Origin of the sequence: Actinomadura montaniterrae (assembly GCF_008923365.1) — a bacterium.
Lineage (GTDB): Bacteria > Actinomycetota > Actinomycetes > Streptosporangiales > Streptosporangiaceae > Spirillospora > Spirillospora montaniterrae.
Genome location: NZ_WBMR01000030.1, coordinates 18,336 through 39,510, shown reverse-complemented (window position 1 = coordinate 39,510; position 21,175 = coordinate 18,336). Strand labels below are relative to the sequence as shown.

The window sequence follows — 21,175 nt, the reverse complement described above, 5'->3', positions numbered from 1 at the left end:
CGCGCGCGTGGCGGCGGGCGTTCTAGGGTGATCGCATGAGCGCGGAGACCCTGGGGCGGACGACCCGGCTGGAACTGGACGATCAGGCGCTGCGCGAGTGGGAGGCCGTCGTCCTGGACGCGGGCCCGGACGGGATCGTCCTGGACCGGTCGGCGTTCTATCCGGGCGGCGGCGGGCAGCCGCCGGACCACGGCGTCCTGCTGTGGCAGGGCGTGCAGACGCGGATCGCGGGCGTCCGCAAGGGCGACGACCTGGTGCTGATCCCGGCGGAGGACGACCCCGTCCCGCCGGTCGGCGCGGTGGTGCGCGGTGCGGTCGAGGACGCGCGCCGCACCGCGCTGATGCGCACCCATTCGGGGCTGCACCTGCTGTGCGGGGTGGTGTTCCGCGACTACGGCTGCCTCGTCACGGGCGGGAACATGGAGCCGCTGACGGCGCGGATGGACTTCGACCTGCGCGAGGTGCCGCCGGGGTTCAAGCAGGCCGTCGAGGACGCCTGCAACAAGGAGATCGAAGCGGACCGGCGGATCGACGTGCGGACGCTGCCGCGCGACGAGGCGTTCGCGATCCCCGACATCATCCGGACGGCGACGAACCTGGTCCCGCCGGAGGTCCAGGACGTCCGGATCGTCGACATCGTCGGGCTCGACACGCAGGCGGACGGCGGCACGCACGTCGGGTCGACGCGGCAGATCGGCCGGATCACGGTGGCGAAGGTGGAGAACAAGGGGCGCGGCTTCCGCCGCCTCCGCATCAAGGTCGAGGACTAGCGCGGCGAGGAGCGAGGGCCCGCGCGAGGCCGGCGGGCCAGGAGGTACAGGCCGGGAGGTACGGGCCGGGCACCGGGGGCGGGCGCCTCCGCTCCCGGTGCCCGGCGTTCTAGGGGGACGGCTCGTCCCAGGGGCGGTTCAGCGCGTCGACGGTGGTCAGGCCGTTCTCCACGATGGTGACGGCGCGGTCCAGGGCCGTCCGCATGGAGAGCGGGTCGTAGCCGTGGCGCCGGCAGTGCACCACGACGGCCTGCATCCCGCCGACGGCGACGCCCGCCGCGGCGACGGCGTCGATCTCGTCGATGCCGGGGCACAGCTCGCGTAGGAGACCCTCGATCTTCTCCTGGGTGTCGGTGAGGCGCTGCAGCGCGCGCGCCTGCAGGCCGGGGCGTTCCAGGATCAGCGCTATCTGGACGGCCCCGTACTCGCCGTGCTCGCTGACGATCGCCTCCAGGACGTCGACGACGCAGCGGCGGATCGCCTCCAAGGGGGTCTCGCCGGGCTCGCGGGTGGCGAGCCGTTCGGCGACCTCGCCGAGCCGGTCGTCGACCTCGGCGAAGACGACGTCCTCCTTGCTCGGGAAGTAGCCGAAGAACGTGCGGGGCGCCACGTCGGCGGCGGCCGCGATGTCGGCGATCGTCGTCTCCTCGTAGCCGCGCTCGGCGAACAGCCGCAGCGCGGCGGACGCGATGGCGTGCCGGGTGCGGCGCTTCTTGCGCTCGCGCAGGCCGGTCCGCTCGTCCATGTGACGGACGTTACCATGACTGCAAAGTTGCATCTATTGCAAATATGCACGGAGACGTGCTGTTCTGCGAGCATGGCCGGTTTTCTGGACGCTCTGGGGCGTTTCTGCGTGCGCCGGCGGCGCACCGTCTTCGAGCTCTGGTTCGCGCTGATGCTCGGCGCCGGCGTCCTCGGCCTCACCCACGGCGGCATGTTCGTCCAGCAGAGCAGCCTGCCCGGCACCGAGACGCAGCGGGCCGTCGACACCCTCGCGCAGGACTTCCCGTCGCAGACCGGGCCCACCGCGACCGTCGTGTTCTCGCAGACGCCCGAGGCGAGCCCGGCGGACTGGCGCGTCGCCCTCACCATCGGCCAGTCGATCGAGAACATCGGCAAGCTCGACCGGGTCGCGTTCGTCCAGAACCCCTACGTCCCCGGCATGGGCGGGCTGAAGGACGACAAGGCCGTCGTCGTCCAGCTCAACTTCAAGGGCACGATGAGCGAGCTCGGCGCCGCCGACCTCGACCGCCTCCACGAGGCCGTCGAGCCCGCCAGGATGACCGGGCTGGACGTCAGGTTCGGCGGCATCGCGGCGATGATCCTCAACCAGCCGAAGAGCGGGCCGCAGGAGGCCACCGGGATCGTCCTCGCCCTGCTCGTGCTGCTGCTCGCGTTCGGGTCGTTCCTCGCCGCCGGCATCCCGATCGTCGTGTCGCTGTGCGGGCTCGCCGTCGCCTACTCGCTGATCCACTTCGGCGCGTCGCTGTTCCAGATGGCGCCGACCGCGCCGATGGTCGCCGCGATGCTCGGCCTCGGCGCCGGCATCGACTACGCGCTGTTCATCGTCACGCGCTACCGGCAGCAGCTCGCCGACGGCGACGACGTCGAGACGGCCGTGGGCCGCGCCATGGCCCATTCCGGCCACGCCGTCGTGTTCGCCGGCGGGACGGTCGTCTTCGCGATCTGCGGGCTGTTCCTGTCCGGGATCGCGTTCATCGGCCGGATCGGGCTCGCCGCCGCCATCGCCGTCGCGATCATGGTGGTGGCCGCGCTCACCCTGCTGCCCGCCGTCCTCGGCGCCCTCGGCCCCCGCATCGACCGGTTCCGGCTGCCGCGCGTGCGCCCCGACCGCTCGTCCGCCCGCTGGACGGCGTGGGGCCGGCACGTCGACCGGCACGCCTGGCCGTACGCGATCGTCGCGACTCTCGTCCTGCTCACCCTCGCCGTCCCGACCCTCAGCCTGCGGTTCGGCGTCATGGCCGACAGCATGTCGTCCAAGAAGATGGAGGCGCGGCAGGCCTACGACATCGTCGCGCGGGAGTTCGGCGCCGGCCACTACAGCCCGTTCGTCGTCGTCGCGAAGGCGCCCGGCCCGGAGCGGACCGTCAAGCGCAAGGCGCCGGTCGTGAAGGGACCCGAGGGTCTCGGCGGCCTCACCGGCCCGCCGCCCCCGGAACAGGCCGCGCCCGCCGCGCCCGCCGTGAAGGGCGCCCCCGACCTCAGCAAGAAGCCCGACAAACAGGCCACGCTCATCGCGCAGGAGCTCAAGCAGCGAATCTCCGAAGTTCCCGGCGTCGTCTCCGTCGGCGAGCCCGTCGTCACCGGCACCACCGCGATCCTGACCGTCGTGCCCCGCGACGCCCCGCACGAGCAGTCGACCACCGACCTCGTCCACCGGCTCCGCGACGTCGCGATCCCCGCCGTCCGCGACGCGCACCCCGGCGCGAAGGTCTACCTCGGCGGCGAGAACCCCGCGATCATCGACATCGCCGACACCGTCGGCTCCCGGATGAAGTCCGTCGTCATCGCGGTCGTCGGCGTCGCGCTGCTGCTGCTGGTCATCGCGTTCCGGTCCATCGTCGTCCCGGTCAAGGCGGCGCTGATGAACCTGCTGTCGATCGGCGCCTCGTTCGGCGTCGTCACCGCCGTGTTCCAGTGGGGCTGGGGGGTCCACCTGCTCGGCGTCGACCAGGCCATCCCGATCATGTCGTTCGTGCCGCTGTTCATGTTCGCGCTGATCTTCGGGCTGTCCATGGACTACGAGGTGTTCCTGCTGTCGCGGATCAAGGAGGAGTACGAGCGGTCCGGCGACCCGCACGAGAGCGTGGTGATCGGCATCGGCGCCACCGCCCGGCTGATCACCTCCGCCGCGCTCATCATGATCTTCGTGTTCGCCGGGTTCGTCCCGCAGCCGGACCCGACCGTCAAGATGATGGCGCTCGGCCTCGCCGTCGCCGTCGCGGTGGACGCCACGATCGTCCGGCTCGTCCTCGTCCCCGCGCTGATGAGCCTGCTCGGCCACGCCAACTGGTGGTGGCCCGGCCGCGGCCGCCCCGTCCCGCCGCCACCCCCGCCCGCCCCGGCCCCCGTCGCCGAGCAGCTCGAACTGGAAGCCATCCCATGATCGCTGCGGCATGTCGGACGCGGCCGCTACCGTTCCGGCATGATCGACCGTCCCACCGAGAGCTGGCGCCGGCTCGGCACGCGTCCCGAGACCTTCCTGGCGCGGGTCGACCGGGCGCTGCACGCGTTCGAGGCCGAGCTGACCGCCGCGGACATCACCTCCGACGAGGCCGTCATGGCCGCCGTCGAGCACGTCGTCGTCGCGCTGAACGACGTCGACGGCACCGACGGCGCGGACTTCGACACGATCGACCGCGAAGAGCTCTGCGAGTACATCGACCGCGCGCTCCGCGGCGCCGGCGTCGACGTCGAGGCGCTGGCGCGCCGGCAGGGCCTCGACCCGGCCGCCCTCACGGATCGGTGGCGGGACTGGTGAGCGGGCGGCGATGAATTCCGGGTGGCCGGGCAGTCTGCCCTGGTAGTGACCCACCGACGAGCGTCAGGAGCGGGGAGACATGGGGAAGATCAGCACATGCCTGTGGTTCGACGGCCAGGCCGAGGAGGCGGCGAGGTTCTACACGTCGCTCGTGAAGAACTCGCGGATCACCGACATCGTGCCGTACGGCGAGGTCGGGCCGGGCGAGACGGGCTCGGTCATGCTCGTGCTGTTCGAGCTGGACGGGCAGCGGTTCATGGGCCTCAACGGCGGGCCGCAGTTCCACTTCGACGAGGCGGTGTCCGTCCACGTCACCTGCGACTCGCAGGAGGAGATCGACGAGCTGTGGGAGAAGCTCACCGCGGACGGCGGTGAGGAGGGCCCCTGCGGGTGGCTGAAGGACAGGTACGGGCTGTCCTGGCAGATCGACTCCCGGGCGCTGCACGAGATGATCACCTCGCCGGACCAGGAGGCGGCGGCCCGGGCGACCAAGGCGATGTTCGCCATGAAGAAGCTGGACGTCCAGGCGCTGCAGGACGCCTTCGACGGCAAGGCCTGACCGCGAGCCCGGGCGCGGGGCGCGGGGCAGGTGCCCGCGCCCCTTGGGGCCCGGCGTCACTCGGACGTCGCGGGGAAGCCGTGGGCGCGGGAGCCCGCGACGGCGACGAAGGCGGGGACCAGGAGCAGGAGGACGCTCCAGGGCAGGGACGCCGTGCCGAGCGCGTCGAGCAGGACGCCGCCGATGATCCCGCCCGCGGCCATGGCGACGTTCCACAGGGTGACCAGCATGGCCTGGGCGGCATCCGCGTGGGTGCCGCCGGCGTCGGCGGCGGCCGTCTGGAGCAGCGTGGGAACGCCTCCCCAGCCGAGGCCCCACAGCACCGCCGCCAGGTAGACGAGCACCTCGGTGCCGTCCGTCGCGCCGAGGACGCCGGCGGCGGCGCCGACCAGCAGGACGCTGGCGATGGTGAGGGCGCGCAGCCGCCGGTCGATGTGCGCGCCGGTGAACCAGATGCTCGCCAGGGAGGCGATCCCGAAGGCGAGGAGGACCAGGTCGGTCGAGCCGCCCATGCCCGCGTGGTCGAGGAAGGCGGCGATGTAGGCGTACAGGATGGTGTGCGCCAGGACGAAGACGAGCGTGACGAACAGGACCGGCGCGACGCCCGGGACGGCCAGCGCCCGCAGCATCCCGGGCCGCTCCTGCGCGCGCTGCCCCGGATGGTCGGGGACGGCCGCGAGGATCCAGGCGAGCAGCACGAGCGTGAGACCCGTCATGATCAGGAACGGGGCCCGCCAGCCGAGCGTCCGGCCGAGGAACGTCCCGGCGGGGACGCCGAGGGAGAGGGCGATCGGGATGCCGGACATGGCGATGGCGACCGCTTTGCCCTGGAGGTTGGCCGGTGCCATGCGGCGGGCGTACCCGGCGAGCAGCGCCCACGCGAGCCCGGCGGCGACGCCGGCGACGAACCGGGCGATCAGGGTGAGCGGGTAGTCGGACGAGACGGCGGTGACCGTGTTGGCCGCGGCGAACCCGGCCATGGCCGTCAGGAGCAGCCGCTTGCGCCGCCATCCGGCGGTGGCGGCGGTCAGCGGGATGGCGGTGAGGGCGGTGCCGGCGGCGTAGACCGTCACCGCCTGGCCCGCCGCGGACTCGCTGACGTGCAGGCCGCCGCTCATCGCGGGGAGGACGCCGGCGGGGAGCGTCTCGGTCAGGCTGGTGATGAAGACGGCTGTGGCCAAGGCCGTCAGCGCGGCCATGGGTAGTCTCTCGTTGTGGACGCGCGCCCGCGGATCGGCGGGCCGGCCGATGCTCTCGGTGGTCATGGCGGGTATCGTCAAACCCTCACATCCATGTGAAGGTCAAGGCGGCATCGCGTGAGGTGGGTCATATGCGCATCGGGCGGCTTTCCGAACTGACCGGCGTCTCGCGCCGGCTCCTGCGCTACTACGAGGAGCAGGGCCTGATCGTCTCGGAGCGCTGCGCGAACGGCTACCGCGACTACGACGAGCGGAGCGTGGACCGCGTCCTGCAGATCCGCGGGCTGCTGGACGCGGGGCTGCCGACCCGCATCATCAAGCAGATCCTGCCCTGCCTGGACAAGCCCCGGCGCATCGTCTTCTCCGACGCCACGCCGGAGATGATCGCGACGCTGGAGGCCGAGCTCGACCGCATGAGCCGGCGGATCGAGTGCCTCGCCCGCAACCGGGACGCGATCGCCGAGTATCTCGGCGAGGTCCGCGCCCACGCCCGAGCCGGGGCGGCCTGAGCCGCACGCTCGCTCCCTGATGTTGGCACGACCAACGAATAGCCATATAGTTGGCTACACCAATGTTGGTTGTTCCAACGGAATGAGGTCACCATGCCCACGGACGCGCCGGCCGCCGACCGGATCGAGATCGCCGACCTGTTCACCCGCTTCGCCCGCCTGCTCGACGAGGGTCGCTGGGACGACGCCGGAACCGTCTTCACCGACGACGTGGCGGTCCACTCGCCGCGCGGCGGCGAACTCCGCGGCCTCGACAAGGTCGTCGGCTTCATGCGGCAGAGCGAGGTCGAGGGGCAGCGCACCCAGCACACCACCACCGACCTGCTGGTGGACATCGACGGCGACCGGGCGGCCGCCTCGTCCAACTCGATCGTGTACTACTACCGCGACGGTCAGGCCCCCCACTTCACCGGCGGCCTGCGCCAGCACTGCACCGCGGAACGGACGCCCGCGGGCTGGCGGCTCAGCGAGGTCCGTATCGTCCCCGCCTGGATCCGGGAGAGCTAGGCGTCCGCCGGATCGCCGGGCGGATGCTGGAGGAACCAGTCCACGATGCCCGGCATCCGCGGCTCGAAGGCCCCGGGCACGGAGATGTTGAGCGCCCCCGCCCGCTCGTCCGTGCGGTTCTGGAAATCGTGGGGCGTGCCGCCGGGGGCCAGCACGAACGACCCCTTGGGCGCGTCGATCCAGCGGCCCCCGACGAAGAAGGTCATCGTGCCGTCGAGGACGTAGAAGACGTCGTCCTCAGGATGCACGTGGGCGCCCGGCCCCGTGGTGTGCGGCTCCATCCACCACTCCGAGATCGAGTAGCGGTCGGCCGTCTCCGCTCCGTCCGCCTTGAACACCGCGTTGATGCGGCCCATGTCGTAGTGGCGCCCCTCACCGGGCGCACGGCGAACGGGGAGCCGCTCGTCCGAGTTCGTCGTCATGCCCCGGACGCTAATCACCGCAGCCCGCCCGGGTCTTGGACGAATGGGAACCGCTCGCTCTCGCGAGCGGTTATCCACAATTCGGGATCGATGGATACCGGGGGTAAATAGGGCAGTAGGCCATGTGCAGGTTCCACGGGCCGCCCGCGAGAGTTCAGACGTGGGGTCTGCAGCGGCTCGGTGCGACCCCCGGCCGATGTCGTCGGGTGCGACCGGAGGCCGGGTCGTTCTCTGCCATAGTGGCTGGATGCGCAAGGTGCACATCGAGGCACGGCCTGATCATCTGCTGCGGCTGGCCAGGTTGAGGGATCCGCTGGGTGCCGTGACCGAAATGATCTGGAACGCCCTGGATGCCGAGGCTTTCTCGATCGTGGTCGAGGTTGACGTCAACGAGCTCGGCGGCGTCGAGTACGTCAGCATCTCGGATGACGGGCACGGCATGCCCAACGCATCCTGCGCGACCTATTTCGGCGGGCTCGGCGGCTCCTGGAAGAGCACTGCGAAGGTCTCTCCGAACCTCAAACGGGGGCTGCACGGCCACAGCGGTCAAGGCCGGTTGCGGGCCTTCGCGTTGGGCGAGCAGGTCCGCTGGGTGACCACAGCGGTCAGTGCCACCGGGCAACGGGAACGCACTGCCATCAGCGGGTCGATCGACTCTCCTGCGGACTTCACCGTCTCCGACGCCGAACCGGTCGGGAGCGACGTACCGATCGGTACGCGGATGGAGGCGTCGGTGCCCGCCGACTTCGTCGGTCGGCTGACCGAGTCCGGAACGCGCGACCAGTTGACGTCCGTGTTCGCCCCGTTCCTGGCCGCCAACCCGGACGTGACCATCACGTACATGGGTGAGGTACTCGACCCGTCGACCGTCTGGGCGCACACGGCCGAATATCAGGTGGCCGCACCGGCGGCCGGTGAAGGGCTCGCCCCCAGTCCGGTGCTCCGGGTCATTGAGTGGCCTCACGACGTCGGACGCGTCTTGGCCCTGTGTGACCCGCGTGGTGTGGTGCTCGCCGAGCGGCCCGCCGCGATCCAGGCCCCCGGTTACCACTTCACCGCCTACCTGCTCTGGGACGGGTTCAGCGATCGGCGTGACACCCTGAAGCTGGCAGAGATGGACGAGGAGCTCGTCGGACTCACCGATGCGGCCCGTGACCGGCTCAGGCACCACTTCCGGGAGCGGGACCGAGAGCGGCGCGCTCGGCTGATACAGGAATGGAAGAACGAAGACGTCTACCCGTACCACCGCGAGCCCTCGGAGCCTGCGGAAGCGGTCGAGCGCCAACTCTTCGACGAAGTCGCCACGACGGTGTCGCGCAGATTGCCGAAGGCCGCCCAAGGACGGCGCACCACATTGCGTCTGCTGCGCGAGATCATCGCGCACGACCCGAGTGGTCTCTACCCGGTGCTCGACGAACTGTTCCGGCTTCCGCAGTCAGAGCAGGACGAACTGCGCCGGCTACTCCAACGCACCAGCCTGTCCGACATCATCAGGGCTACCACCGAGGTCACGTCACGACTGGACTTCATCGCCGCGCTCAAGAAGATGGTCTTCGATCCCGAGAGCAGTAAGACGGTCAGGGAGCGAAGCGAACTCCACAAGATACTGGAGCGAGAGACGTGGGTGTTTGGTGATGCTTACGCGCTGATGGTCAGCGATCGCAGCCTCGACAACGTCCTGCTCCGTCATCTACAGGAGTTGGGACGGAGTCCGGTCCCGCAGCAACTCGGCCCGGTCCGCCGGGAGGACGGCCGGGTCGGCATCGTCGACTTGATGCTGGGCCGTGCCTTGCGCGGCTCGGCAGGCCGGGAACATCTCGTCGTCGAGCTGAAGGCACCAACCGTCAAGATCGGCCAGAACGAGGTCGGCCAGATCAAGAGCTACGCACAAGCCGTGGTGAGCGATCCGCAATTCACCGATGCCAGGGTTCGCTGGGACTTCTGGGTCGTCTCGACGACGATGGACGACGTCGTCCGCCGCGATGCCACCTCCCCGAACCGTCCGCCCGGCTGCATCGCCGAATGGGACGGCGGTGTCCGGATCTGGGCGCGCACGTGGAGCGAGATCATCGACGACTGCGAGGACCGGCTGCATTTCTACCGCGACAAGCTCAACCACGACCCGGCCACGGACCACGCGTTGGAGTACCTCAGGCGCGTGCACTCCTACGTTCCGGCGCCCACGCCCTGAGGCCCCGCTGGACGCTGCAGATCAACCACCCCATCGTGCCTTCCGTGATGACGAGTGGCTTCGCGCAACGCCGGGTGTGGACGGCGCCGACCCGACTGCACCGCACCAGCGAGGCCAGGCTCGGTTAGAAGTTCACGATGGCTTCGGTCAGGTGCCGGAAGTCGCCGCGGCTGAGGACGAGCATCGGGCCGTCCGGATCCTTGCTGTCCCGAACCGCCACGACACCCGTCCCGTCCGCCACCTCAACGCAGTTGTCGTTCTGCACAGTGCTCCGCGACGCCTTCCGCCAGCCTGGCTCAGAACCCGCCACCATGGCGACCTCGACGCAGTTGTCTCCTGACTCGTTGCTTCGCCGCGTCTTGCGCCAGACCAGCTCGGACCTCGGCACCACCGCGAGTTCGAGGCAAGCGTCGCCTGACTCATTGCTGTGGCGCGCTTTGCGCCAGGTCAGCGCGGACCTCGGGAAGGAGGCGAGTTCGATGCAGTTATCACCTTGCTCGCTGCTGTAAGAGGATCTGCGCCAGGCGACGTCACCCAATTCCAACACCTCGCCAATGCAGGAGAAGGTCTTACGTGCAGGCTAGATGTTTTTGAGGGTCTCGGCCAGGTGTCGGAAGTCGCTGCGGCTCACGATGATTTTGGGGCCGTTGGGGTCCTTGCTGTCACGGAGCGCGACGACGTTCGGGACGCCTGCAACCTCAACACAGTTGTCACCCTCCGCCGTGCTGCGCGTAGCCTTACGCCATACCGCCTTGCTCAGGTCCATCGCTCTTCGACCACCTTTCTGATCAGCGCTCGGGTAGCTCTCACATCGAGTGCTTCCGCCTGAAGGCTAGCGAACCTCTCGGTCAGGTTGGCAAGATCTTCTGGGTTTACGCTTGTCATCCCTCCTGTCCCGGTGACGAGATACGCAGCGTCACTACGATCCGCCTGGGTGGCGATGGCGAAGGCTGCACGCGCATCCTCCACGTAGACAGTGGGAAGCACTTGAAGTCGCATTCCGGGGTGCTCTGAAAGCTTGAGTAGGTACTCGAGTTGCTCGCACATGACCGCAGGCGTTCCCACTTGTCTATAAAGGACACTTTCTTCGAGTACTACGAATATTCTCGGGGTGGGGTCGCTCATGACATGGGCCTGCCTATTGAGGCGTGTACTCAAAATGTCCGGATCTTTGATGATTGCCCGGGAGTAGGCTTCCGTCTGGAACAGTCCGTTGACGATGTGGGTCTCGTAGACGCGGATGAGGTTGGCCGTTGACTCGGCCTTCGGGAAGTTGACGAAGTACGCGGCGTACTTGATGGACTTCATCTTCTCCAGCAACTCGTGCCACGCCCGGATGATGTCCCCGTCGGCCTGGAGGGCGTTGTCCAGGCGCGTGGCGAAGTCGAGGCGGCATCGGGTCTTGCCAAGTTCGACGTGGCCGATGTACGCGCGGGTGACGTTCGTCAGGGCGCCCAGTTCGGCCTGCTTGAGTCCCGCGGCTTCGCGCAATCTCCTGACCTCGGCGCCGAACGACTGGAGTTCCGGAGTGCGCATCCTGTTTTCGATGGTGGAGGCCATGACGATCTTCCTTACGGGGGGAGCAATCGAGGTGCTAGTAAAAGCAACCCGATTGAGAGTGTTCTTGAAGTCGCCTGTCATCGTACGAGTTTCTGTGGCCTCATGGTGTTCGTTCGATAACAGAGAGTGATTTAGGGCGGGATCTGCCGATTCGTGGTGTGGGCCGTCCGAGGTCGCTGTCGTTCTTGAAGGGCGTACGCCGATGGCAGCAGCAGCATCCATGCCGGAGTCGCCGGCTCTCGTGCTGGCACCGACCGATCAGGCGCCGGGACAAGCGCGCCGCTTCCTCGTGAAGCGGTTCCGGGAGCTGGGGATCGCGGAGACCTACGTCGGCCGCATCGTGGTTACCGAGCTGGTCACCAACAGCTACAAGCACGTGGGGTTCGGGCACATCGTCGTCCGTGTCCTACCGGACGTGCGGGACGGGCTCGTGCGGATCGAGGTCTGGGACCAGGGGGCGGGCACGCCCGAAGTCCGCCCGGAGAACCACGACGCGACAAGCGGGCGGGGGCTGCTGATGCTGGCGCAGCTGGTGCAGGACTGGGGCGTCCGGCCGCTCGTCGAGGAGGGGAAGGTCGTATGGGCGGCCTACGCGCCTTGAGGTCGTGCGTCCTGCGGCGGCGCACCGGGCGTCGTGCGGCCGCGACGCACCATCTCGATCTGCTCGCCGTCGCCGTTCTCGCGAAGGGCTACCGGTTCGTCGAGCTTTACCGCGCCGAGGAGCTGCCGGCCCGGCCGCTGCTGTTGTGGGTGTTCGCGTTCGGTCGCGGGCACCGGCATGTGCGGTTGGCGGTCGGTGTCCACGCCACGTCCGGCGGAACGTGGGGCTACTTCGAGGACGTGGGCGGTGGGCGCCGCTTTCTCGCGCGCTGCGGTGACGTGGAAGCGGCGGCCGTGCGGGTGGACGCCGTCCTGAAACACCGCATGTTCCCGTCCACCTGGTAATCAGAGGCCTGAATTGCCGGTTTCGGGGCCGGGTTTTCCCTGGGTTTCGTGGCCGGTTGTGGGCAGGGGAACGGATCGGCTAGCCGAAGTGCCTAGCGTTTCGGCATGGTCGTGTTCTCCCATGAGTGGGCCTTGGTGGACGTGGAGACGTCCGGGTTCCGGGCCCTCCAGCACAGGGTGCTCTCCATTGCCGTGGCGACGGTCGGAAAGGACGGGAGGCCGGGGGAGGAGTTCTCGACGCTGCTCGATCCGGGATGCGATCCGGGGCCGGTGCACATTCATGGGCTGACGGCCGATCGGTTGAAGGGATCGCCAAAGTTCGGAGACGTCGCCGAGCGGGTCGCGGAAATGCTCGAAGGACGGGTCCTCGTGGCGCACAACGCGCCTTTCGACTACGGGTTCCTCGCCCAGGAGTTCACGCGGGCGGGCAAGAGCCTCCCGGTGCAGGCGAGGCTGTGCACGCTCGCGCTGAACCGGCGCCTGGCCCCGGCGACGTCCGACCTGAAACTCGCCACCCTGGCCGCGCATTACGGCGTGCGGATGGGGCAGGCGCACGACGCGAGGGAGGACGTCCGGGCGCTCGCCGGGGTGCTGCGGGGGTCGCTCGACGAGGCGGCGCGGCTGGGGGTCCGGCTGCCGCTGGTGACGTGCCCGCCCAAGCAGAACGCCGGGCAGGACCGCGTGTATCCGCCGTCCGCTCCGAAGGTCCGTTGCGCGTTCACGTGTCCGGGACGGCTGGAAGACGGCGCGCCGCTCGTTCAGGGGATGAAGGTCGCCATTACCGGGGAGACGGACGTTCCGCGTGAGGAACTCGTCGCGCGGTCCGTGGCTGCCGGGCTGAACGTCACGTCGTCGGTCAGCCGGTTCACCAGCGTGCTCGTGACCAATAACGGCGGGTCCGGGACGGCCAAGGCCCGCAAGGCGCGGGAGAACGGTGTCCCGGTCATCGGCGAGCGCACTTTCCTGCGGTTGCTGGACGATGTCCGTCCCGGCATCGCGCATGGTGAACCGCGTCCCGCCGTCGAGCGCGCGCCGGGGTCCCCGCAGCCCGAGATCGTGCGGCCGGTGAAAGCCGCTGCCCCGGAGAAGCCGTTGGACGGGCGGCGGGTGCTGGTGCTCGGCGGGACGCATCCGCGGGCGTCCAGCGCGCGAAGCCGGGTCGTGGAACTGGGAGGGGCGGCGGCGATCAACCTTTCGGCAAGCGTCACCGACGTGGTCGCCCTCGACGGCGGCGACCGCCGCATGGAGCGGGTCGCGAGGCTGGAGCTTCCCGTCCACGAGGAGGGCTGGCTGGAGGCGCCCGAGCGCGGGCCGGTGCGCGCGGGGCCACGGGTCCTGCCGCGCGGCGGCGCCGTCGACCTGCCGCAGGGCGGGCGGTGGACGGTCGAGGCGTCGTGGGTGCGGCACTTGTCCTGCGAGGTCGACGTGGTGGCGTTCGCGCTGGACGAGGACGGCCAGGTGTCCGGCGACGAGGACTTCGTGTTCTACAACGCGGCCGAGACGCCGGACGGGTCGGTGCGGCTGGTGGCGGACGGCCCGGCGGAGCAGCAGATCGTCGTGGATCTCGCGGCGCTGCCGGAGGCTGTGCGGAAGGTCACCGTCGCGGCCGCGATCGACGGCGACGCGACGTTCGGCGAGCTGGGCGCCGTCGAACTGGTGGTGGGGCCGGACGACGCGGAGAGCGCGTTCGTCCAGGCGACGCTGGACGCGGGGACCAGCGAGCGGACGATGCTGCTCGCGGAGCTCTACCGGCGCGGCGGCGTGTGGCGGCTGCGGGTGGTCGGCCAGGGGCACGAGTTCGGGCTCGCCGGGCTGGCACGCGGGTTCGGGGTCGACATCGAGGAGTGATCCCTGCTCGGGGCAAGGTTCACGGGACGGAGGGTGAGGGTTTCGTGGACGTTTCGGGCATGTCGGGCCGGAGCGGGTAGACCTGGGTTCGTGCAGGTGAGCTATGTGAGCGAGGCGACCCCGGGACGGCCGAACGAGGACTTCGTCGCGGCGGGGCCGGGGTGGGTCGTGCTGCTGGACGGGGCGACGGCGCCGCCGGGGGTGGACAGCGGCTGCGCGCACGACCCGGCGTGGCTCGTGCGGCGGCTCGGCGGGCAGATCGCGGCGCGGATGGCGCTCGAGGACGGCAAGCCGCTGCCGGACCTCGTCGCCGAGGCGATCAAGGTGACGGGGGAGGCGCACACCGGAACGTGCGACCTGGAGAACCCGGACAGCCCGTCCGCGACGGTGTCGCTGCTGCGGCGGCGCGGCGGCGCGGTCGAGTGGTTCGTGCTGGCGGACTCGCCGATCGTGCTGGACGTGGGGGAGGTCCGGGTGATCCGGGACGACCGGGTCGACCGGCTGCCGAGCTACACCCTGGAGTCCGTCCGGACGTCGCGCAACAGCCCGGGTGGGTTCTGGGTGGCGAGCACGAAGCCGGAGGCGGCGTACGAGGGGCTGACCGGCGAGGTGCCGGTCGCGGGGCTGCAGCGGGCGGCGGTGCTGAGCGACGGCGCGTCCCGGCTGGTCGAGCGGTTCGGCCGGCTGGACTGGGACGGCCTGCTGCGCGTGCTGGACGACGAGGGCCCGCGCGAGCTCGTCCGGCGGACCAGGGCCGTCGAGGAGTCGGAGACGTTCGCGCGCGGCAAGCGCTACGACGACGCCACCGCCGTCCTGGTCCGTTTCTAGGGCGCGGTCAGCGGGTCGCCGGAGCGATGTGCGGCCACCAGGACGCGAGGTCTTCGGGGAGGTGCATGCCATCGACGTGGAGGGTCGCGGGCATGCGGGGGAAGCGGCGGCCGGCGGGGAAGGTGCGGTTGTAGGACGGCGGGTCGAGGACGACGACGCGGGTCCCGTTGACGGCCGGGATGTCGGCGGGCACGCTCTCGTTGTAGATCCACTCGCCGTGGGCGTCGACGAGGTTCCACGGGCTGGAGACGATCGGCGGGCCCGGCGGGACGTCCGCGTCGAGGAAGCACGCGACGATCTCGGGCGGGGGCGGGGTGCCGGGCATGCAGCCGGGACGTCCGATGAGGGCGCCGCCGAGCAGGACGTGCAGCTGGAAGTTGTCGCCGATGCCGCCGACGGTGACCGTCCAGCCGTGCCGGGTGGCGCGGTCCAGGACGAGGATGCGCTCGCCGTCCAGCACCCGCAGCAGCGCCTGGACGTGGTCCATGTGCGGGAGGTACTCGGCGGCCTTCCCGGCGGCGAACGCGCGGAAGTCGCGGTCGTCCAGGCCGGTCCGGGTGGCCGGGGACGTCTGCAGGACGGTGCTGGACGCCATCGCGAACTGCGGCAGCGCGAACCACGACATCATCGCGGTCACGGTGCCGTCGCCGAGCACCGGCCGGACGGTGTCGAAGACCTGCTGGGAGGGCTGCCCCTCCTCCATGTCGGGCGGCTTGCCGCCGGTCGCCTCCGTCCAGGCGTTGCCGAAGGCGAGCGCCGCGGCGGTCGCCTCGGTGAGCCGGTGGACGATCGCGCGGCCGACCGGGTCGGGGTCGGCGCCGTCCTCGATCCAGGCGCCGGACACCACCGCGAGCCACCCGCCGAGGTTCACCGGCGCCTCGGCGATGCCCTCCGCCATCCGGGGCAGCGCCGCCGCCTTCGCGCCGATGGAGGCCGTCTGCGCCTCGCGCATCAGCCGGGGGAGGAGATCACTGAAGGACCGGTCCTCGACGAGCGCCGCACGGACGATCTCGTCGACGACCTGGTGGAGCGCCGCACTCATAGGTGATCACCCTGGCACAGCGGGGGCGCGGCGCGAACATTGTGGAATCTGATTCTAGAATGTCGGCATGGAGCCACAGGATTTCGCCGACGTGCTCAAGGCCGTCCGCAGCTTCGTCCGCGACGAGGTCGTCCCCCGCGAGGAGGAGATCGAGGAGACCGACGCGATCCCGGAGCCGCTGCGGCGGACGTCCCGGGACATGGGCCTGTTCGGGTACGCGCTGCCCGAGGAGTACGGCGGGCTCGGCCTGTCGCTGAGCGAGGAGGTCCGGCTCGTCTTCGAGCTCGGCTACACCAGCCCCGCGTTCCGCTCCATGTTCGGCACCAGCAACGGCATCGCCGGGCAGGTCCTGGTGAACTCCGGGACCGCCGATCAGAAGGCCGCCTGGCTGCCGCGCCTCGCGTCCGGCGAGATCGTCGGCGCGTTCGCGCTCACCGAGGCCGAGGCCGGCTCCGACCCGAGCACCCTCACCACGTCCGCCGTCCGCGACGGCGACGACTACGTCATCAACGGCGCCAAGCGGTTCATCACCAACGCCCCCGAGGCAGACGTCTTCATGGTCTTCGCCCGGACCGGCGGAACCGGCTCCCGCGGCATCTCCACGTTCCTTGTCGAGGGCGGCACGGACGGCCTGAGCGTCGGCCCCGCCGACCAGAAGATGGGCCAGCGCGGCGCCCACACCGCCGAGGTGTTCTTCAACGACGTCCGCGTCCCCGCGACCGCGATGGTCGGCACCGAGGGCACCGGCTTCCGCACCGCCATGGCGTCCCTCGCCCACGGTCGCCTCAGCATCGCCGCCCTCTGCGTCGGCCTCGCCCAGCGCATCCTCGACGACACCGTCGAGTACGCCAAGACCCGCAGCCAGGGCGGCAGCGCCATCGGCGAATACCAGCTCATCCAGGGCCTCATCGCCGACTCCCAGGCCGAGCTGTACGCCGGACGCTCCATGGTCCTGGAGGCCGCCCGCGCCTACGACGCCGGCGAGGACACCAAGCTCGGCCCGTCCTGCGCCAAGTACTTCTGCTCCGAGATGGTCGGACGCGTCGCCGACCGAGGCGTCCAGGTCTTCGGCGGCATGGGCTACATGCGCGGCGTCTCCGTCGAACGGTTCTTCCGCGACGTGCGGCTGTTCCGCATCTACGAGGGCACCAGCCAGATCCAGCAGCTCGTCATCGCCCGCAGCCTGCTGCGCTGACCTGCGGAAACGCCTGCCGGCGGCGCCCGGGGGAATCCAGTTCGCGCGCGGTCCCGAGTCCGTGTATCGTTTTCCCTGCGCGAACGACGCAAGCCCCTTTAGCTCAGTCGGCAGAGCGTCTCCATGGTAAGGAGAAGGTCTACGGTTCGATTCCGTAAAGGGGCTCAACGGCACCACGGCCGCCATCCGAACGCTCGGACGGCGGCCTTCGTCGTTCCAGGCCGGCGGCCCGCCGCGGCGGGGAAGAACCTCCCCGCGCGCCGGGACGGGCGGCCGCGGACCGATTCGCTCCAAACGGGGCCCTGTGATACCGTCCCACCGGTTCCAGCAGGGCGTTCGCCGGGTCACCCACATCCACCGGGTACCCTGGGGGACGGCCCGCGGGGCCCACGGAACGCCGGTTCCCCGATCCTCGATCCGGGAATTCGCGTTTCCAGGGTCAGGTGAGCATCCGGTATCCTTGCAATCCGGTCCACACCGACCAGCACGGCGGGGTAGCTCAGTCAGGCAGAGCAAGCGGCTCATAATCGCTGTGTCGCCGGTTCAAGTCCGGCCCTCGCTACTACCCATCTCTCTCACCCCCGCGGGGGTGAGCAGGGCTGGGTCGAATCTCCGGCCGCCCTCCCACGGGCGGCCGGGATGCGTAGTCCATGTTCCTAGCTCAGAAAGGCACTCCATCGTGGCTGCCACCGACGTACGGCCGAAGATCACGCTGGCCTGCCAGGAGTGCAAGCACCGCAACTACATCACGCGGAAGAACCGGCGCAACGACCCGGACCGCCTCGAGATCAAGAAGTACTGCCCCAACTGCCGGACCCACCGTCCGCACCGCGAGACCCGCTGACCAAGCGGCCCGGAGGGCACGCGGCCACGCCCGCGCCGTCCGCAGGCAAGGCAGCAGAATCGTCGGCCAGGGCGAACCGGTCATCGCAGGTCCCTTGCACACCTGAACCGGCACGCGAGCGCGCTATCTGACCGGCGAGGCGACGCCGAAGGCGAGCCTCGCCGGGAAGCTCGCGAAGCGAGGTCGCGCTCGCCCGAGCACGGTCAGGGTGCGAGCCGCCAGGCGAGCACCCTGGGCCGGGATCGCAAGAAACACAGCCCGTTCCCGCAGTGAGACCCGCGGGGGCGGGCTGAACGTCATTCTGTTACGGTCCGTCGAGACGTTGCAATTGTGCTCGGACGGGGGCGCCGCCGCCGCGCGACCCCGCCGGGACCTGGAGGGACGGACTGCATGGCACTCAACCGCGACTTCATCGGGCGGAGCTTCCCACCCACCGAGCCGTACGAGGTCAGCCGCGTGAAGATCCGCGAGTTCGCGGACGCCATCGGCGACCGCAACCCGATCTACCGCGACCGCGAGGCCGCGAAGGCGGCGGGCCACCCCGACGTCATCGCCCCGCCGACGTTCCCGATCGTGGTGTCGCTCGGCAACGCCGGCCTCGCCGACCCCGACCTGAACCTCAACTACGCGATGGTCGTGCACGGCGAGCAGCGGTTCGAGTACACCCGCCCGATGCGCGCCGGCGACGTGGTGACCTGCACCTCGACGATCACCGAGATCAAGTCGATCGGCAACAACGAGAAGATGGTCGTCGAGACGGACGTGAAGACCGTCGAGGGCGAGCTGATCTGCAAGACCTACAACACGATCGTGGAGCGGGGGGCCTGATGACCGCGAAGGTGAACTACGCAGACGTCGAGGTCGGCACCGAGATCCCCGCACAGACCTACCCGGTCGACCGCGCGAACCTGGTGATGTACGCGGGCGCGTCCGGCGACTTCAACCCGATCCACTGGCGGGAGAGCTTCGCCAAGGCCGTCGGGCTGCCGGACGTGATCGCGCACGGCATGTTCACGATGGCGCAGGGCGGCCGGTTCGTCACCGACTGGGCCGGCGATCCGGGCGCCGTGGTGGACTACGGGGTACGGTTCTCAACGCCGGTCGTGGTGCCCGACGAGGGCGGCGCGACCCTGGAGATCAGCGGCAAGGTGGAGGAGAAGCTCGACGACAACAAGGTCGTCGTGGCGCTCACCGCCCGGTCGGGCGACCAGAAGGTCCTCACGCGCGCCAAGGCCGTCGTCCGGCTCGCCTGAGGGCGCGCCGGAGCACGCACCGGCCGGGCCTCCGGCCGGTGCGGACGTGCATGTTCGGGGAGGAACAGGGCTGTGGCGGTGTTCGCGGAAGAGGTGAACCTGGCCGGGTACACCACGCTGCGGCTGGGCGGGCCGGCGCGGCGCTTCGTCGAGGCGACGTCGGAGGCCGAGCTGGTCGCGGCGGTCCGCAAGGCCGACGACGCGGGCGAGCCGGTGCTGGTGCTCGGCGGCGGCAGCAACCTCGTGGTGGCGGACGCCGGGTTCCCCGGGACCGTCGTACACGTCGGGGCGCGCGGCGTCGAGCGCACCGCCGGCGAGGGCGACACCGTCCTGGTCCGGGTGCGGGCCGGTGAGGACTGGGACTCGTTCGTCGCGCGCTGCGTGTCGGACGGCCTCGCGGGCGTCGAATGCCTGTCCGGAATCCCGGGACGGGTCGGCGCGACCCCGATCCAGAACGTCGGCGCGTACGGGCAGGACGTCAGCGAGACGATCGTGGAAGTCCGCGCGTACGACCGTCAGGCGCGCGCGTGTGTGACCCTCGACCGCGACGCGTGCCGCTTCACCTACCGGCACAGCGTCTTCAAGGGCAACGACCGGTACGTCGTCCTGGACGTGACGTACGCGCTCCGCGAGACGGAGGAGTCGCAGCCGATCAAGTACGCCGAGCTGGCGAAGCGCCTCGGCGTGCAGCCGGGCGAGCGGGTCTCGCTGAAGGAGGCGCGCGACGCCGTCCTGGAGCTGCGGCGCGGCAAGGGCATGGTCCTGGACGCCGCCGACCCCGACTCGCGCAGCGCCGGCTCGTTCTTCACCAACCCGATCCTCACCGCCGGGCAGCTCGCCGACCTGGAGCGGCGCGTCGCCGAGCGGCTCGGTCCGGACGCGGCGTTCCCCCGCTACCCGGAGCCGGACGGGCGGACCAAGACGTCCGCCGCCTGGCTGATCGACAAGGCGGGCTTCGCGAAGGGTCACGCGCGCGGCCCGGTGCGGATCTCCACCAAGCACACGCTCGCCCTGACGAACCCGGGCGGCGCCTCCACCGAGGACCTGCTGGCGCTGGCCCGCGAGGTCCGCGCCGGCGTCCACGCCGCCTTCGGCGTCGACCTGGTCAACGAACCCGTCATGATCGGCGTCACCCTCTAGCCCGGGCGCTTTGACGTGGTGGGGGCGGGGGTTGATAGCCTGCGACGCGTCGAGGGGGAGTAGTCCCAATCGCGTGATCGACATGCTGGCGCCGCGGACGGCGCCCGGTCGCGCGGGCCTCCGCAGGAGGCGGACGAGACCTTCGGCCCGGCAGTCATGCCGGGTCGAGGTCGCGCAGCCCGAAACGGCTCCCCCAGCCCTCCGCCCGGCATCCGAGCGAGAGGGACCCGGTGGTCACCGCATTCATCATCAGCCTGGCCGTGATCTTCGTCGCGGAGCTCGGCGACAAGAGCCAGCTCATGGCTATGACCTTCGCGACGCGCTTCCGTGCGATGCCCGTGCTGATCGGCATCACCGCCGCGACCGCGCTGGTGCACCTGGCGAGCGTGGTGGTCGGCGCGGTGCTCGGCGCCGCGCTGCCGACCCGTCCGATCTCGGTCCTCGCGGGGCTGGCGTTCCTCGGCTTCGCGCTGTGGACGCTGCGCGGCGACGAGCTGGACGACGAGGAGCGGGACAAGGCCCGCAAGGCGCGCGGCTCGGCGATCCTGGCCGTCGGCACGGCGTTCTTCCTGGCCGAGCTGGGCGACAAGACGATGCTCGCGACGATCACCCTCGCCGCCGACCACGGCGGTTTCCTCGGGCTGACCGGCATCTGGCTCGGCTCGACGGTCGGGATGGTCGCGGCGGACGCGCTGGCGATCGTGGTCGGGCAGATGCTCGGCAAGCGGCTGCCCGAGCGGGTCATCAAGTACGGCGCGGCGGCGGGGTTCGCGGTGTTCGGCGTCCTGCTGCTGGTCGAGGGCGTCGTCGGCTGAGCCGGTGGGCGGCGGGATCGCGCGCGGCGGCCCGCCGCCGGGTCTT

General features: G+C 70.3%; 24 protein-coding genes and 2 tRNA genes. 19 read left to right on the top strand and 7 right to left on the bottom strand.

Annotation, left to right across the window (positions count from 1 at the left end; genetic code table 11):
* Nucleotides 1-35: 35 nt before the first annotated feature.
* Entirely contained in the window at nt 36-770 is a 735-nt protein-coding gene (locus tag F9B16_RS13775) for an alanyl-tRNA editing protein (protein ID WP_151540433.1), read from the top strand.
* A gap of 109 nt (nt 771-879) precedes the next feature.
* Here the strand turns inward: F9B16_RS13775 and F9B16_RS13770 are convergent, their stop codons facing one another.
* Nucleotides 880-1,515: a TetR family transcriptional regulator gene (locus tag F9B16_RS13770; RefSeq protein WP_151540432.1), complete on the bottom strand. Its 636-nt coding sequence runs from the start codon at nt 1,513-1,515 to the stop codon at nt 880-882.
* A gap of 72 nt (nt 1,516-1,587) precedes the next feature.
* Between F9B16_RS13770 and F9B16_RS13765 the strand changes: the two genes are divergently transcribed.
* The 3 genes from F9B16_RS13765 (at nt 1,588) to F9B16_RS13755 (ending at nt 4,831) form a co-directional block, all read left to right on the top strand.
* Entirely contained in the window at nt 1,588-3,897 is a 2,310-nt protein-coding gene (locus F9B16_RS13765) for an MMPL family transporter (RefSeq protein ID WP_192808778.1), read from the top strand.
* A 39-nt stretch (nt 3,898-3,936) separates the two neighbouring features.
* Nucleotides 3,937-4,272 carry a hypothetical protein gene (locus F9B16_RS13760; RefSeq protein ID WP_151540430.1) on the top strand — a complete coding sequence of 112 codons (336 nt, stop codon included), beginning with the start codon at nt 3,937-3,939 and terminating at the stop codon, nt 4,270-4,272.
* A 79-nt stretch (nt 4,273-4,351) separates the two neighbouring features.
* Nucleotides 4,352-4,831, top strand: coding sequence for a VOC family protein (locus F9B16_RS13755; RefSeq protein ID WP_151540429.1), 480 nt, complete (start codon nt 4,352-4,354; stop codon nt 4,829-4,831).
* Between the two features lie 56 nt (nt 4,832-4,887).
* Here F9B16_RS13755 and F9B16_RS13750 read toward each other — a convergent pair whose 3' ends face one another.
* On the bottom strand, nt 4,888-6,096 hold the full coding sequence (locus F9B16_RS13750) for an MFS transporter (RefSeq protein WP_151540428.1): 1,209 nt from the start codon (nt 6,094-6,096) through the stop codon (nt 4,888-4,890).
* Between the two features lie 65 nt (nt 6,097-6,161).
* Between F9B16_RS13750 and F9B16_RS13745 the strand changes: the two genes are divergently transcribed.
* On the top strand, nt 6,162-6,539 hold the full coding sequence (locus F9B16_RS13745; RefSeq protein WP_151540427.1) for a MerR family transcriptional regulator: 378 nt from the start codon (nt 6,162-6,164) through the stop codon (nt 6,537-6,539).
* A 93-nt stretch (nt 6,540-6,632) separates the two neighbouring features.
* Nucleotides 6,633-7,046: a nuclear transport factor 2 family protein gene (locus F9B16_RS13740; protein ID WP_151540426.1), complete on the top strand. Its 414-nt coding sequence runs from the start codon at nt 6,633-6,635 to the stop codon at nt 7,044-7,046.
* Here F9B16_RS13740 and F9B16_RS13735 read toward each other — a convergent pair.
* Complete coding sequence (locus F9B16_RS13735; RefSeq protein ID WP_225991607.1) at nt 7,043-7,468, bottom strand: cupin domain-containing protein; 426 nt, start codon at nt 7,466-7,468, stop codon at nt 7,043-7,045. The two genes, F9B16_RS13740 and F9B16_RS13735, sit on opposite strands and share 4 nt — an antisense overlap.
* A 247-nt stretch (nt 7,469-7,715) precedes the next feature.
* On the opposite strand from F9B16_RS13735, the gene F9B16_RS13730 reads away from it, so the two are divergent.
* Nucleotides 7,716-9,659, top strand: coding sequence for an ATP-binding protein (locus F9B16_RS13730; RefSeq protein ID WP_192808777.1), 1,944 nt, complete (start codon nt 7,716-7,718; stop codon nt 9,657-9,659).
* Nucleotides 9,660-9,783: 124 nt separating this feature from the next.
* On the opposite strand, the gene F9B16_RS53865 is transcribed toward F9B16_RS13730, so the two are convergent.
* From F9B16_RS53865 to F9B16_RS13715, 3 genes are read right to left on the bottom strand one after another with little or no spacing between them, the layout of a single operon-like run.
* Nucleotides 9,784-10,197: a DUF397 domain-containing protein gene (locus tag F9B16_RS53865; RefSeq protein WP_318839230.1), complete on the bottom strand. Its 414-nt coding sequence runs from the start codon at nt 10,195-10,197 to the stop codon at nt 9,784-9,786.
* Nucleotides 10,198-10,239: 42 nt separating this feature from the next.
* Entirely contained in the window at nt 10,240-10,425 is a 186-nt protein-coding gene (locus F9B16_RS13720; RefSeq protein ID WP_151540423.1) for a DUF397 domain-containing protein, read from the bottom strand.
* The gene (locus tag F9B16_RS13715; RefSeq protein WP_192808776.1) at nt 10,416-11,219 is read right to left on the bottom strand and encodes a helix-turn-helix domain-containing protein; all 804 of its coding nucleotides are present in this window, start codon (nt 11,217-11,219) and stop codon (nt 10,416-10,418) included. The genes F9B16_RS13720 and F9B16_RS13715 overlap by 10 nt, the downstream gene beginning before the upstream one ends.
* A 202-nt stretch (nt 11,220-11,421) precedes the next feature.
* Here F9B16_RS13715 and F9B16_RS13710 point away from each other — a divergent pair, with 202 nt between their 5' ends.
* The 4 genes from F9B16_RS13710 (at nt 11,422) to F9B16_RS13695 (ending at nt 14,840) form a co-directional block, all read left to right on the top strand.
* Nucleotides 11,422-11,820, top strand: coding sequence for an ATP-binding protein (locus F9B16_RS13710; protein WP_151540421.1), 399 nt, complete (start codon nt 11,422-11,424; stop codon nt 11,818-11,820).
* Nucleotides 11,817-12,164, top strand: coding sequence for a hypothetical protein (locus F9B16_RS13705; protein ID WP_192808775.1), 348 nt, complete (start codon nt 11,817-11,819; stop codon nt 12,162-12,164). Before F9B16_RS13710 ends, F9B16_RS13705 begins: the two co-directional genes overlap by 4 nt.
* Nucleotides 12,165-12,269: 105 nt before the next feature.
* Entirely contained in the window at nt 12,270-14,012 is a 1,743-nt protein-coding gene (locus F9B16_RS13700; protein WP_151540419.1) for a TerD family protein, read from the top strand.
* Between the two features lie 105 nt (nt 14,013-14,117).
* Nucleotides 14,118-14,840 carry a protein phosphatase 2C domain-containing protein gene (locus F9B16_RS13695; protein WP_225991606.1) on the top strand — a complete coding sequence of 241 codons (723 nt, stop codon included), beginning with the start codon at nt 14,118-14,120 and terminating at the stop codon, nt 14,838-14,840.
* 7 nt (nt 14,841-14,847) lie between these two features.
* Here F9B16_RS13695 and F9B16_RS13690 read toward each other — a convergent pair whose 3' ends face one another.
* Nucleotides 14,848-15,882, bottom strand: coding sequence for a hypothetical protein (locus F9B16_RS13690; protein ID WP_151540417.1), 1,035 nt, complete (start codon nt 15,880-15,882; stop codon nt 14,848-14,850).
* 67 nt (nt 15,883-15,949) lie between these two features.
* Here F9B16_RS13690 and F9B16_RS13685 point away from each other — a divergent pair, with 67 nt between their 5' ends.
* The 8 genes from F9B16_RS13685 (at nt 15,950) to F9B16_RS13650 (ending at nt 21,129) form a co-directional block, all read left to right on the top strand.
* Nucleotides 15,950-17,077, top strand: coding sequence for an acyl-CoA dehydrogenase family protein (locus F9B16_RS13685; RefSeq protein WP_151540416.1), 1,128 nt, complete (start codon nt 15,950-15,952; stop codon nt 17,075-17,077).
* 92 nt (nt 17,078-17,169) lie between these two features.
* Nucleotides 17,170-17,242 (top strand) — tRNA-Thr (locus F9B16_RS13680).
* A 323-nt stretch (nt 17,243-17,565) separates the two neighbouring features.
* Nucleotides 17,566-17,639 (top strand) — tRNA-Met (locus tag F9B16_RS13675).
* A gap of 117 nt (nt 17,640-17,756) precedes the next feature.
* A complete protein-coding gene (gene rpmG / locus F9B16_RS13670; protein WP_026404241.1) occupies nt 17,757-17,921 on the top strand; it encodes a 50S ribosomal protein L33 in 165 nt (54 codons plus the stop codon).
* A gap of 390 nt (nt 17,922-18,311) precedes the next feature.
* The gene (locus F9B16_RS13665; protein ID WP_151540415.1) at nt 18,312-18,749 is read left to right on the top strand and encodes a MaoC family dehydratase N-terminal domain-containing protein; all 438 of its coding nucleotides are present in this window, start codon (nt 18,312-18,314) and stop codon (nt 18,747-18,749) included.
* Nucleotides 18,749-19,174 carry a MaoC family dehydratase gene (locus F9B16_RS13660; RefSeq protein WP_151540414.1) on the top strand — a complete coding sequence of 142 codons (426 nt, stop codon included), beginning with the start codon at nt 18,749-18,751 and terminating at the stop codon, nt 19,172-19,174. The genes F9B16_RS13665 and F9B16_RS13660 overlap by 1 nt, the downstream gene beginning before the upstream one ends.
* A gap of 72 nt (nt 19,175-19,246) precedes the next feature.
* Nucleotides 19,247-20,314: a UDP-N-acetylmuramate dehydrogenase gene (locus F9B16_RS13655; RefSeq protein ID WP_151540413.1), complete on the top strand. Its 1,068-nt coding sequence runs from the start codon at nt 19,247-19,249 to the stop codon at nt 20,312-20,314.
* A gap of 230 nt (nt 20,315-20,544) precedes the next feature.
* On the top strand, nt 20,545-21,129 hold the full coding sequence (locus F9B16_RS13650) for a TMEM165/GDT1 family protein (RefSeq protein ID WP_151540412.1): 585 nt from the start codon (nt 20,545-20,547) through the stop codon (nt 21,127-21,129).
* Nucleotides 21,130-21,175 lie beyond the last annotated feature (46 nt).